Annotated in this window: 11 protein-coding genes and 1 tRNA gene; 3 read left to right on the top strand and 9 right to left on the bottom strand. The window is 69.4% G+C overall.

What is annotated here, in order from left to right:
- The first annotated feature begins 152 nt into the window (after positions 1–152).
- Complete coding sequence (locus VH914_14320; protein HEX4492381.1) at positions 153–815, top strand: hypothetical protein; 663 nt, start codon at positions 153–155, stop codon at positions 813–815.
- A 299-nt stretch (positions 816–1,114) separates the two neighbouring features.
- On the opposite strand, the gene VH914_14315 is transcribed toward VH914_14320, so the two are convergent.
- The 3 genes from VH914_14315 to VH914_14305 all read right to left on the bottom strand — a co-directional run bounded on the left by VH914_14315 (position 1,115) and on the right by VH914_14305 (position 3,340).
- A complete protein-coding gene (locus VH914_14315; protein HEX4492380.1) occupies positions 1,115–1,963 on the bottom strand; it encodes a hypothetical protein in 849 nt (282 codons plus the stop codon).
- Positions 1,964–2,018: 55 nt separating this feature from the next.
- The gene (locus VH914_14310; GenBank protein ID HEX4492379.1) at positions 2,019–2,924 is read right to left on the bottom strand and encodes an alpha/beta hydrolase; all 906 of its coding nucleotides are present in this window, start codon (positions 2,922–2,924) and stop codon (positions 2,019–2,021) included.
- A gap of 161 nt (positions 2,925–3,085) precedes the next feature.
- Positions 3,086–3,340 (bottom strand): hypothetical protein, encoded by a 255-nt coding sequence (locus VH914_14305; protein HEX4492378.1) that lies wholly within the window; start codon positions 3,338–3,340, stop codon positions 3,086–3,088.
- A 164-nt stretch (positions 3,341–3,504) separates the two neighbouring features.
- Here VH914_14305 and VH914_14300 point away from each other — a divergent pair, with 164 nt between their 5' ends.
- Positions 3,505–5,490, top strand: coding sequence for a hypothetical protein (locus VH914_14300; GenBank protein ID HEX4492377.1), 1,986 nt, complete (start codon positions 3,505–3,507; stop codon positions 5,488–5,490).
- Between the two features lie 84 nt (positions 5,491–5,574).
- Here the strand turns inward: VH914_14300 and VH914_14295 are convergent, their stop codons facing one another.
- Together VH914_14295 and VH914_14290 are read right to left on the bottom strand one after the other, a co-directional pair.
- Positions 5,575–6,642, bottom strand: coding sequence for a DUF1565 domain-containing protein (locus VH914_14295; protein HEX4492376.1), 1,068 nt, complete (start codon positions 6,640–6,642; stop codon positions 5,575–5,577).
- A gap of 285 nt (positions 6,643–6,927) precedes the next feature.
- A tRNA-Asn gene (locus tag VH914_14290) sits at positions 6,928–7,003 on the bottom strand.
- Positions 7,004–7,104: 101 nt separating this feature from the next.
- Between VH914_14290 and VH914_14285 the strand changes: the two genes are divergently transcribed.
- Positions 7,105–7,335, top strand: a complete 231-nt coding sequence (locus tag VH914_14285; GenBank protein ID HEX4492375.1) for a hypothetical protein — start codon at positions 7,105–7,107, stop codon at positions 7,333–7,335.
- 6 nt (positions 7,336–7,341) lie between these two features.
- Here the strand turns inward: VH914_14285 and VH914_14280 are convergent, their stop codons facing one another.
- The 4 genes from VH914_14280 to VH914_14265 form a co-directional block, all read right to left on the bottom strand.
- Positions 7,342–7,809, bottom strand: a complete 468-nt coding sequence (locus VH914_14280) for an EVE domain-containing protein (protein ID HEX4492374.1) — start codon at positions 7,807–7,809, stop codon at positions 7,342–7,344.
- A 112-nt stretch (positions 7,810–7,921) separates the two neighbouring features.
- Positions 7,922–9,361 (bottom strand): RNA polymerase sigma factor RpoD, encoded by a 1,440-nt coding sequence (gene rpoD, locus VH914_14275; GenBank protein ID HEX4492373.1) that lies wholly within the window; start codon positions 9,359–9,361, stop codon positions 7,922–7,924.
- Positions 9,348–11,150 (bottom strand): DNA primase, encoded by a 1,803-nt coding sequence (dnaG, locus tag VH914_14270; GenBank protein HEX4492372.1) that lies wholly within the window; start codon positions 11,148–11,150, stop codon positions 9,348–9,350. Before dnaG ends, rpoD begins: the two co-directional genes overlap by 14 nt.
- 39 nt (positions 11,151–11,189) lie before the next feature.
- Positions 11,190–12,284 carry an HD domain-containing protein gene (locus tag VH914_14265; protein ID HEX4492371.1) on the bottom strand — a complete coding sequence of 365 codons (1,095 nt, stop codon included), beginning with the start codon at positions 12,282–12,284 and terminating at the stop codon, positions 11,190–11,192.
- Positions 12,285–12,325 lie beyond the last annotated feature (41 nt).

The raw sequence follows: 12,325 nt of genomic DNA, 5'->3' as shown, positions 1-12,325 counted from the left end.
TTATGAGTCCCCTGCTCTGACCACTGAGCTACGGGCCCGGAGAATCTCCTGCAAATACGGCGCCTTTCGCCGCACGTCGCCACGATAACGACTCGCCCCTGCTCGCCGACGGAGAGGCTCGGCGGTTTGCGGTTCGCGCATGGTTGCGCATCGTGCAAGCCGTCCGTAGCGTGCGCCACGGTGGGGATCCGGACGAGTGGGAGGGCAGGATGCGAAACGGGCGAATTCTCGTGTGTGCAATCGCGGCCGCGGGGCTGTTGACCTTTGGGGCTCAGGCCGTGTCGGCTCAGGCCGCAACACCGACGTCCTTCGGGGCGAAACTCACGAAGCACAGCCAGCCGTCGAATGCGCAGGATGGCTACTCCTGCGACGAGAGCGCACACATTCCGAATCACGCTGACTGCACCTGGGTCGCAACGTCGGCGTTCGAGAACGGCAGCAACTTCACTGCACCGAAAAATGGCAAGATTCTGCATATCAGCTTGATCTCGTGCGTAGCGGGCAGCTTCACGCTTCAGGTCGCGAAGGCGATCCCGTCGAAGCACAAGGCGCAGGTCATCGCGAACGGCCCCGTCATCAACTACGCCGGTCAGGGCGGCTGTGGGCACAGCTTCACCATTCAGACGTTCGCGGTGAACGTGCCGGTGAAGAAGGGTGACTACATGGCGATCGAGGCGCCGAGCACCGGCACCCTGTCGTGCTCCGGTGGGAGCGGCGTGATGCTCTTCGCGCCTCCGCTCACCCCGGGCGGACCGTTGACCAAGACGAAGGCCGGAGCGAGCTGCGATCTCCTCATCTCCTACAGCTACGTCTGAGCCGCACCGCGACCCGAGGGCGCTCGCCACGTTCGTGAGGCGCGTTCTCTGAACCGAAGGCCCCGCAGCAAGTGGCGGGGCCTTCGCGCGTCGCCGAAGCCGGCGTCGACACCGCGGGCGCAACGCGCGCGCAAGCGGAGCCCGTACGCGTGGGTGGCGTGATGGGGTCAGGCGCTTCACGCGCACGGGCTCCGCCAGCCGTCCTACCCGCGCGCAGCTGTGGCGTCACCCGCGCGCAGCGTCGACCTTCGTCACACCGCGTCGCAACGCGACGATCACGCGCAGCGCAACGACCGCGCTCACGTTCCCTGACAGAAACCGACCGCGTCCGTCTTGAGCGACCCGTTCGCGCAGCGCACGTCGGAGTTGTCGTGCGAGAACACGCCGCTCGGGCTCTCCCACCCGGGCACGACCCACGCGTGCACCATCCACGCGGTCTCGCGCATGAACTGACCGTGCTTCGCCGCACACATCGGCTCCGTCACGTCCGAGTCGGCCGCGAACGGCACGACGATCTTTGCGCCCTGGTACACGACGCACGTGTTCGTGTGCCGGTGCCAATGGTCGTTCGGACCCGCGAAACCCTGCGGCGGCAGCACCGACAGCGACAGGTACATCACCCCGATGACGCGCGACGTCGGGTCGCTGCCGTCGTAGATCAGCGACTGCGGCTGCGACGCGTCGAACCCGCCGTAGCGGACGTTCGTGCCGTGCGGCACCATCGCCCCGATGTTGATGAAGTGTGCGCCGGTCAACGGCGAGAACTGCCCGGCCTGCAGCATGTGCGCGTTCTCGGCGTCGGCGACCGTCGGGTAACGCAGCGCGGCCGCGCGCGCGGCGACGAGCTCTTGCGAGAGCACCGTGCGCGTCGGCGCGTTCAACGGCTGGTCCGGGATCGCGAGCTCCTTCGCCTCGTCGGTGTTGCACGAGGTCGGCGCGGCACCGGGGATGCACGTCGGTGCGGCCTTCGTACTCTTCGCCGGCGTCGCCGACACGGTCTGCACGACCGTCTTCGTCTTCTCGTGCGCCGTGCCGACCGCATACGAGATCGCGGCCGCCGCGACGACCGCGGCGACGCCGCCGGCCATCCACGTGAAGCGCGAATGCGACGACGCGCGCTGTGCCGGATCGGGCTCGAGCGTCTGCATGGCTTCCCCCCGGAGACCGCGGACCGTTGCCGAGAGTGTACGGCCGGCGGGTCGGTCAGGCGCTCAGCGCGTCGAGGATCTCTTCGAAGTGGGCCATCATCATCATGTGGCCCTCGCCCGGGATGGTCGTGAAGGTGGAGTGCGGCATGCGCTGCGCGACGGCCCGGGCCTCGGCGATCACGACGATGCGGTCGTCGTCGCCGTGCCAGAAGTGGACCGGGAACTCGACCTGCTCGGGCTCGAAGCCCCACGGTGACGCGAGCACGCGGTAGTCGTCGACGACCCCCGCGCTGCCGTTCCGGAACGCCTCCACGAAGAAGTCCATCGCGCGCCGCGGGTCGGGATTGAGCCGGCGGAAGATCTCGAGGTCGGTCGGCGACATGTCCTGCTCGGCACTCTTCGCCGCGAGGCGTGGCGTCCGACGCGCCGCGATCTCCGCCGGTCGGAGCAGCAGACGTCCCACGCGCGGCGCGCGCAGGCTCAGCGCGAGCAGCGTGCGATCGAACATCGCCGAGCTTCGGCGCGCGAAGCCCGAGTCGAGCGGACCGCAGCCGCTCAGCACCGCGGCGTCGGTGAGCCGATCGCTCAGCGCGTACGCACACGCGAGCACGTACGGCCCGCCACCGGACCATCCCGCAATCGCGAAGCGATCCAGACCCAACGCGTCGGCGAAGGCGTCGACGTCGCGCGCCCAGTCGAGCAACGAGCGGCCGGGCGCGGGATCCGAGAGCCCGATTCCGGGCCGGTCGAGCGACAGCAGGCGCACGCCGCGCTCGGCGGCGCCGACCTCGGCCCACTCGACCGCGAGCCGGCTCGCGGGAGTGCCGTGGAAGAAGAGGACCGGCCGGCCGTCGGGGTCGCCCCAGTCGGCGTAGCCGACACCACGGCCGTCGGGCAGCATCGCCCGGCGGGAGCCGCGCTCCCCCGGTGTGACGTCCGGCGCGATCGGGGTGCTGCTCACCGGTTTCGCCGCGTCGCGGCTCGCGCGCCGCGCCCGTGTGTCACGTCCACCCCCTCTGTTGCCGGATCGCACCTCGTCCGATCGAGCCCACCGGGATCGGAGTCGATGGTACCGGTTCGCCGCGGTGGTCCCGTCGGATCACACGCGCCGCGAAGGCGTCGTCAGGCCGAGCGCACCGACTCGTCGCCACAGGCGCCGGGTTCATGACGGCGCATGATCTCGAACAGGGCGCGGCGTCCGCGCGCCACGTCCGGCGGCTGGCCGAGGGCCTCGACGAGCGCCATGCCGTCGGCCGGGTCGAGTCGGCCCGACTGCACGAGCAGCAAGAGGAGATGCACGAAGCGTCGCCACTGCTCGAGCTCGAGCGACGCCGGATCGACGGCGCGGCCCGACGGCCGCGGTGCGAGATCACTCATCGCGTGCTGGTTTATCGCGGCGACCTTGCGAAGCGCCCACGGATGGGCGAACGCGGCGCGAACTCCGACTGAACGGCGGCGGGTGCGGTACCGGTTGGTACCGGATGTCGAGAGCGACCACGGCCTAACCTCCGCGTCGGCGCCCGGGGATCCAGCGGGGGGAAGTGGACACTTCGAGACCCAGGAGCGATGGGACCGGTCCGGTCGAGCCGCCGCATCGCCTGCGCGACCTCCAGGGGCGGGACCGGCTCCTCGCGGCGGCGTTGCTCGCGGCGGTGCTCGTTCCGTTCGTCGTGTCGCTCGTGCGGGCGTATCACGACGGCTGGGTGCCGAGCGGCGACGACGCGAACATCGCGACGCGCGCGCTCGACGTCTTCAGCCGGCATCCTCCGCTCACCGGTCTGCCGTCGACGACGTACGTGTACGGCAAGAAGATCTTCACGCAGCACCCAGGCCCGATCGAGTTCTACCTGCTCGCCGTGCCCGTGCGATTGCTCGGCGAACGGACGGGACCGCTGCTCGGCGCGGCCACGATCAACGCGACGTTCGTGCTCATCGCACTGTGGGCGATCTACCGGCGCGCCGGCGTGCGCGTGCTACTCGGCGCGGGCGTGCTCATGGAGGCACTGCTCTTCGCCGCGGGTACGTCGGTGCTCAGCGCGACGCTCAGCTCCAACATGACGATGTACTCGACCCTGTGCACCGCCGTGCTCGTCTGGGCGCTCGCCGACGGCGACCTCGCGCTTCTGCCCGTCACTGCCTTCGTCGCGACGTATGCGGCGCAACAACATCTCGCGACCGACCTCGTCGTCGTTCCACTCGTCATCGGCGGACTCGTCGCGCTCGTGCTCACTCGTGTCCGCGCGCAACGACCCGACCACGGCTCTCGATTCGTCGTCGGCGCGCTGGCCATTGCGTCCGTCGCGTGGCTGCCGGTCGCGATCGACGAGCTCGCGCGGCATCCCGGAAATCTCACGCAGATCGTGCGCTTCGCGCGCGACGGCGGCCGCCCCACGCAGGGACTCACGTCCGCGGTGACGCAGCTCGGTCACGCGATCGTGCCGCCCACGCTGCTCGCGATGCGCGACGTCACCGGGCTCACGCTGATCCATCACGCGAACGCGCTGCGAACAGTCGTCGCCGGCCTCGAGTTGCTCGCGCTCGTCGCGGTGCTCTTCGCCGCGGCGCGTCGGAATCGCGCGCTGGCGCGCCTCGCGGTGGTGACGCTCGTCCTCGTCGCCGTCGGAGTCGTGAACGGCGCCAACGTCCCGCGTGGCATCGAGGCGAACCGCGCATCGGAGTTTCGCTGGTGGTGGGCCGCCGCGTTCCTCACATGGATGACGCTCGGCTGGGCGGTCGCGACGTTCGTGCCGTGGCGGCCCGACCGGCGCGCCATGTCGCGATTGGCTCGCGTTGCCGTCGTCGTCGTGCTCGCCGTGCTCGCGGCCACGACGGTCGTGACCCACGGCTCCGACGACGTGCCGCGCGAGGCCGAAGCATTCACCCTGGAGCGCACGATCGACACGCTCGTGCTGCCCAACGTCGACCGCGATCATCCGGTCGCCGTCGTGTACCGCGGCGGCACCGCGGCGCTCAGCGTCGGCAACCACCTGACGTTCCGGCTCGTACAGGACGGCATCGCGGTACAGCTCTCGCCGAACTCCGCGCGCGCCTACGGCTCGTACCGCGACTTCCAACCGGCCACGCATCCTTCGGTGATCGTGATCTCGAGCGGCAAGGACACCGCCCCGCCGACACCCGGCCGCGTCGTCGCGCACGAAGTCTTCGATCCCAGGTATGCGGCGCTCATCGACCGGTTCGTCGTCGCGGTCGAGAAGCAACCGTTCACCCTCGCAGTCAGCGGCGTCGCGCTCGCCGGCGCGCAACGGGGCGCGTACATCGAGGCTCTCTTCAACCGCTACGGAAAGGACGCGCGCACGATGCTCACGAGCCGGGCGCTACTGGAGCTGGTGCAGTCGGGCTACGTCAGGTCGGCCGCGGTGACCACCGAGCAGGCCGCGAACCTGGAGACCCGGCTCGCGCGCGAGCGGACGATCCTCGGCGACGAATGGTTGCGCGTGTCGATCATGACGCCCGCCGAGGTCGCGGCCGCGCCTCCGCCCGAGCTCACGTCGACGTTCGGCCCGTAACGGCGCGGGACCCGGCGGCGACTCGAAGACCGATCTGCTCGCGGCGAGGCCCGAGCTCGCGAGCCCGGGCCTCGTGCGCAGTCGCTAGTGGATGACGCGGATCGCGTTGTTGCTCGACGTGACATGGAACGTCGCGCCGCCGGTTGCACTCTCACTGATCGCCGTCGACGGCGCCATCACGGTGCCCTGGTTTCCCGCGACGGTCGCGGTGAGGTCGTTGCCATTGAACTTGGCCTCGAGCACGATCGCCGAGGTTCCCGCGACGCCCGGATCGAGCGTGAAGGTGTTGCGAGCGAGAGAACCGCTGATCGACCCGTTGCACGGGTTGTCGGTGCAGTTCCCGTTGTTGTAGCCCGCTTCCATGATCACGCCGTAGCCGCCGTAGCCCCGGAACGTGTTGCCGTTCGCAACCTGCCCCGTGACCGACTGCGCGAGATCAGAGAGGAAGAACACGCCCTCGGCCGCATACGTCGTCGTGTCGGCGGTTTCGGAGATGCCGTTCTGCACGGTGTTCGAGAGCACCTGCGCGGGACCGTTGTCCTCGAGCAGCATGCCCTGGAAGAAGCCATCGACCGTGTTGCTCCGGATCGTCGTCGACGCCGCGTTGTTGAACGAGTCGATGCCGATCGGGAAGTCCGTCGAAGCATTCGCGTCGGACGACCCCTCGGTGATGACGTTGTTGTGCAGGTTCACGGTGTCGCTCGCATTCGTGTCCGCGAGCGCGACCGCTTCCGGCTCACCGCCGGTGTACGAATCCGGATACGGGTTCGTGATCGTGAACCCGCTCACCGCGGTCGTCCCGCCGGTTGCGCCGACATACAGCACTCCGTACTCCGACCCGACGGAATCGATGCCGTTGCCGTCGATCGTCGTCGTGGCCGCGCCCGCACCCTTCAACACGAGCGGCTTCGTGAGCGCCACCGTCTCGTGATACGTGCCGGCCGCCACGTTCACCGTGTTGCCGGCATTCGCCTGTCCCACCGCGTAGCTGATCGTCGCGCACGGATGAGCGTGCGCAGTGCAGGCACCGGTGTCGGTGCCCGTCGGCGCGACGTAGCGGGTTCCACCGACCGCGCCCGCGGTGCCCATGAAGAGCGGCATCGCCAGCGTGACCGCGGCGCCCATGATCGCGACCTTGCAAAGTCTCCTCACACTTACCTCCCACATCTCCCGCCCCCAGTGAGCGGGTCACGACGCGCCTACCCAAACGCGTCGCTCACTCGCGCGCAAAATGCTTTCGTCACGAATTGCGATGCGCGCGCGACACGCGTGCGCGTGTTGAAGGCCACGCGCGTGACGCGCCGACGACGCGCGGCAGGTGATCGGCGTGCCTTGCACGGTCGGCATCACGGTGAGGTCCGAGGCCCTCATTCCGTCCGGCGCAGGGTCGCCGAGGCGGGCGCAACCTCGCGCGCCGGGCCTCGAAGCGAATCGGTATGGCTCCGGGGGAGAGACTCGAACTCTCAACCTAGCGGTTAACAGCCGCTCGCTCTGCCGGTTGAGCTACCCCGGAATGCGCCCGAACCGGGTTCGGGCACGAGGGGTGACACTACCAGCCGGGCCCGACGCGACCGTTCGAAGCACGCACCTCGGGTGATGCGATACAACGTCGGCATGCGACGACGGACCGCCTTCCTCACCGGCCTCGCGGTCGGCTACTACTTCGGCGCGCAGGCCGGGCGCGAGCGCTTCGAGCAGATCCAGACCGTCCTCGGCGACCTCAAGCTCGACCTCGTCGCGGAGAAGAGCCGCGCGCTGCTCGAGCTCGCGGTGGTCCGGCTGCAAGAAGCACGCGAGGAGCGCAGCGCGATCGTGCTGCAGTTCCCCACCGCGTCGGGCGAGTAGCGCGCCTCAGCGTTTGCGCTTGCGGCTCCGAGCGAACGCGACGATCACGTCGAACTCGGCATCGGTGAGCGGTACGACCGACAGCCGGTTGCCCTTCGCGAGCAGGCGGCAGTTCACGAGCTCGGGAACCGTACGCAACTCGTCGAGCGAGACGAACGGCAACGCGCGCACGGGCGCGATCGTGACGAGATCCCAGCGCGGGTCCTCGGGTTTGCTCGCGGCGTCGTAGTACTTGGTCGCCGGATCGAATTGCGTCGGATCCGGCTCCGCGGTCTTCACGATCTTGCAGACGCCCGCGACCCCGGGCGGCTTCGCGTTCGAGTGGTAGAAGATCGCCTGCTCCCCCACCTTCATCGCGCGCATGAAGTTGCGCGCTTGATAGCTGCGGATGCCGTCCCACGGCTCGCGCTTCGATCGCACGAGATCGTCGTACGAGAAGACGTCGGGCTCCGACTTCAACAACCAGCGCGCCATGCCTGGAAGCTACGCGAGTTCCCGCCAGAACGGACGAGTCGCTGCGCGGCTCGCCCGACTCGACGACGGCGGCGTCAGGAACGGCGAGCGTCGGCGAGCGCGACCAGAGGGCTCAGGTTCCCTCGAGGTAGTCGCGGAGACGCTGCGAACGCGTCGGGTGGCGCAGCTTCGCGAGCGTCTTCGACTCGATCTGACGGATGCGTTCGCGCGTGACGCCGAACTCTCGTCCGACCTCTTCGAGCGTGCGGATCTGACCGTCCTCGAGACCGAAGCGCAGCCGCACGACCTGTTGCTCGCGCGGGTTCAGCTCGCGCAGCGCCTCTTCGAGGTCTTCGAGGAGGAGCTTGCGGTCGGCCGCCATCGCCGGCGCGATCGCGGTCGGGTCCTCGACGAAGTCGCCGAGGAAGCTGTCGTCCTCTTCGCCGACCGGCGTGTCGAGCGACACCGGCTCCTGAGCGATGCGCTGGATCTCGCGCACGCGGTCGGGCGTGAGCTCGCACTTCGCGGCGACCTCTTCGACCGTCGGCTCGCGACCGAGCTCCTGGAGCATCGAACGCTGCACGCGCATCACCTTGTTCATGGTCTCGACCATGTGTACGGGGATGCGGATCGTGCGCGCCTGGTCGGCGATCGCGCGTGTGATGGCCTGGCGGATCCACCACGTCGCGTAGGTCGAGAACTTGAAGCCCTTCGTGTAGTCGAACTTCTCGACGGCACGGATGAGCCCGAGGTTGCCCTCCTGGATGAGGTCGAGCAGCGACATGCCGCGCCCGACGTAGCGCTTCGCGATCGACACCACGAGGCGGAGGTTCGCCTCGGTGAGCTGCTTCTTGGCGAGCTCGCCGTCGCGCACCACCGCAAGGCGCGCCGACAGGTCGCGCTCGGGAAGCACCCAGTCCGAGGGCACGATCGGCGCAGCCGGCAGCGCACCGACCTGATGGAACAACGCGAGCACGGTCGGAAGCTGCTCGCACACGTCGAGCTCGAGCTGCGAGAACACACCCGCTTCGATGCGCTTCGCGAGCATCACTTCCTGCTCGCCGGAGAGCAGCTGAACCTTGCCGATCTCCTTGAGGTACATCCGCACGGGATCGAAGCTGCCGAACTCGCTGGCGGCGCGCAACGGGCGCGCGAGCGTTCCTTCGTCCTCGTCGTACGACATGCGCCGCGCCGGCGCGGCGCCGGGACGGGTCACGGCCTCGCCCGGTCGGTGCTCACTCGGACGCCGGCGCGCGGCGGGTTCGGGCTCGCGGTCGCCGATGACGCGTTGCTGATCCTCGAGCTCGAGCTCGGCGCGGATCTCGTCCTCGATCTTCACGCCCTGCGCTTCGATGCGCGAGTAGATCGACGACAGCTCGTCGGTCGCGGGCTCGAGATCGGGGAACGCGGCGAACACCTCACCCGACGTCACGAAGCCGCGCTCACGTCCGCGCGCGACGAGCTCGGCGAGACGGTGATCGTCGGCGTCGAGATGATCGACGGACGCGTTCGTCGCGCCGAGGCTCGAAGGGTGCGACGCGCTCGCTTCGGTCGCGTCGTCAGATGTTTCCATCGTCACCATTCGGCTCCGCGGCCACGATCCACCCTACCAATTGGTCGGCGACCTCCTCGGCCGCGGCCCACTCGTCGTTCCCCCGGCGGCGCACGAGAAGATCGAGCAGCACCTTGAGCTCGGACGACCGAACGTCTCCTTCGTTCACCATCGACGCAAGGAGGCGCTGACTTGACGCTTCCACCAGGTTCACCACGACCCGTACGACCATCTCATCGGCAGGTCGACCGTCGGCTATCGGATCTTCGACCGCGAGTCTTTCGAGCAATTTCGCCACTTCGGGCTCCGCGTCCGCGACCGCCTTCCGAAACGGGGCCTCGAGCAGCGCCGCGCACGCCGCCCGGGCCAGCGGATCGGAGAACAGCTCGAGCGCGATGCGGCCGCCGATGTCGGTCGGCGCGTGCACGGCCCAGCGCAGCGCATCGAGCTCGCGGCGGTCGACGGGACGCGTGCGCACGGGTGGCGCGCTCGTCGTCGCGGTGTGCGCAGACGCGGGCCGATCGCCGCGTCGCGATCGCTCCACTGCTTCGCGCAGGCGATCGTCGTTGATCTGCAATCGACCGGCGAGCTTCACCACGTACTGATCGCGCACGAGCTCGTTCGGATGCTCGGCCACGAGCGCCGCGGCCGCGCCCGCCGCGCGCGCGCGACCTTCGATCGTCGTGAGGTCGCCGGCTTCGAGCAGTCGATCCACTCGGAACTCGAGGAACGGCGCGGCGCGCTCGACCGCCGCGACGAGCGCGGGCGCGTCGGCGGGCCAGAGATCGCCGGGGTCGCGACCCGCGGGGAGGTCGGCGACTTGGAACTGCACCTCGAACTTCTGCTCCCACTGGTAGCAGCGCTCCGCGGCCGCGCGCCCCGCCGCGTCGGCGTCGTACGCGAGCGTGACCTTGCGCGCGAAGTTCTTCAGCATCGTGAAGTGCTCGTCGGCGAGCGCGGTACCGCACGTGGCGACGACGTTCGGCACGCCGGCGAGCACGAACGCCATGACGTCGGTGTAGCCCTCGCAGATCACGACCTCGCCGCGCGCCACGATCTCCGACTTCGCCCAGTTGAGGCCGTAGAGCAGCCGGCTCTTCTGGTAGATCGGCGTCTCCTGTGTGTTCTTGTACTTCGGTGGCGTGCCGTCGAGCGAGCGCGCGCCGAACCCGGCCGCTTCGCCGCGCTGGTCGTAGATCGGGAACATGACGCGACCGCGGAAGGCGTCCTGGATCTTGTTGGCGCGGTTGACGAATCCGAGGCCGGCGTCGGTGATGTCGGCACGCGAGAACTTCTGCGCTTGGAGGTGACGGGACAGCTCGTCGAAACCGTCGGGTGAGGAGCCGAGCATGAACCGCTCCGCCGCTTCTCGTTCATACGAACGGCTGCGGAGGTAACGGCGCGCGAGGCCTGCGTCCTCGTGCGTCATCAAACGCTGGTGGTAGAAGTCGATCGCGGCCGCGACCGCGGCCTGCAGCCGATCGCGCCGCTTGCGGTCCTGTGAGTAGGACGTGTCGTCGTAACGAAGCTGGATGCCGGCGCGCGCCGCGAGCCGTTCGACCGCGTCGACGAAGTCGAGATGCTCGACCTCGCGCACGAACGTGATCGCGTCGCCACTCGCCTGGCAGCCGAAGCAGTAGTACACGCCCTGCTCGGGATTGATCGAGAACGATGGGGTCTTCTCGGGGTGGAACGGGCACAGGCCCACGAAGCGCCGACCCGACCGCTTCAATGCGAGGTGCTCACCCGCCAACGCGACGAGGTCGGTCGCGTCACGGACCCGCGCCACGTCGTCGTCGACGATCCCCATGCCGTGTCCAAGCCTACGGGGCGAGCGCGACCAAGAAGCTCAGACGCCGCGGGGAAGCGTCTCGAACCGCATGCCGAGGAGCTCGACGCCCTGCGCGAGCGCGAACCGGTCGGTCATGCCCGAGACGTACCGCACCGCGACCGCCGCGGCCTCGGGGGTACCGGGTTCGAGATCCGGGTGCGCGCCGGTCGCACCCTCGGGCAGTCGCGCCGGCACGTCGACGTACCAGTCGACCAAGCCTCTGAGCAGGCTGATCACGCGATCCGCCTGGCGCAGCGACGCGGGGCGCAGGTAGATGCGCTCGAAGTTGAACTGCCGGAACGCGGCGAGGGCGTCCGCTTCCCGTTGGGTCATCGAGACGCGACCGGTGCGGTCGATGCCGTCGAGCACCGCGTGCACGAATGCCCCGATCTGCTCGGAGCTACGCGTTCCGACCACGTCGGTGACCGGCGCGGGCAGGTCGGTCGGCGCGATCAGCCCGGCGCGGCACGCGTCCTCGAAGTCGTGGCACACGTACGCGATGCGGTCGGCCCACGCGACGACCTCACCCTCGGGTGTGGCGGGCGGCGGCCGGCGCCACGAGTGGTTGCGCACACCGTCGAGTGTCTGCACGCACAGGTTCAACGGCTCGAGCGTGACGTCGGCGCCGTACACCGCGTGGTCGTAGCCCCCGGGGAGGTACGGCGCGAACGCGTCTTCCGACGCGTGGCCGGCGGGGCCGTGGCCGCAGTCGTGCGCGAGCGCGATCGCCTCGACGAGCGGAAGACACAGGTTCGCCGCGCACGCGATGCCCGACGCGACCTGCGCCACCTCGACCGCGTGCGTGAGCCGCGTGCGCAGATGATCGTCCTCCGGTGCGACGAACACCTGACACTTCCCCGCGAGCCGGCGCCACGGTCGCGAGTGCTTGATGCGGTCGAGGTCGCGTTCGAAGCACAGACGGTACGGATCGGGATCCTCGGCCCGGGCGCGCGTGCCCGCACCCGACGGCCGGGTCGCGCCCGGCGCGAGCCGTTGCGCGAGGTCGCCCTCGCGTTCCTCTCGCCCCAGCAGTGCCCCGCCGACGACCGCGAGCGCGTCCGGATGCGCGTGCGCCACGTCGTCGACGACGGTGAGCCGAGCCGGTTCCTTCACGGGATCAGCGTACCGAGGGGGTGCGACAGCGAAGCCGACCG

The sequence above is a fragment of the Acidimicrobiia bacterium genome (genome assembly GCA_036271555.1).
Lineage (GTDB): Bacteria > Actinomycetota > Acidimicrobiia > IMCC26256 > PALSA-610 > DATBAK01.
This window is presented reverse-complemented; position numbering and strand designations above follow the sequence as displayed.

Coding starts and splice junctions, on each gene's coding strand:
- VH914_14315 (HEX4492380.1), bottom strand. CDS start 1,963: ATGCAGACGCTCGAGCCCGATCCGGCACAGCGCGCGTCGTCGCATTCG.
- VH914_14305 (HEX4492378.1), bottom strand. CDS start 3,340: ATGAGTGATCTCGCACCGCGGCCGTCGGGCCGCGCCGTCGATCCGGCG.
- VH914_14285 (HEX4492375.1), top strand. CDS start 7,105: ATGCGACGACGGACCGCCTTCCTCACCGGCCTCGCGGTCGGCTACTAC.
- VH914_14280 (HEX4492374.1), bottom strand. CDS start 7,809: ATGGCGCGCTGGTTGTTGAAGTCGGAGCCCGACGTCTTCTCGTACGAC.
- rpoD (HEX4492373.1), bottom strand. CDS start 9,361: ATGGAAACATCTGACGACGCGACCGAAGCGAGCGCGTCGCACCCTTCG.
- dnaG (HEX4492372.1), bottom strand. CDS start 11,150: ATGGGGATCGTCGACGACGACGTGGCGCGGGTCCGTGACGCGACCGAC.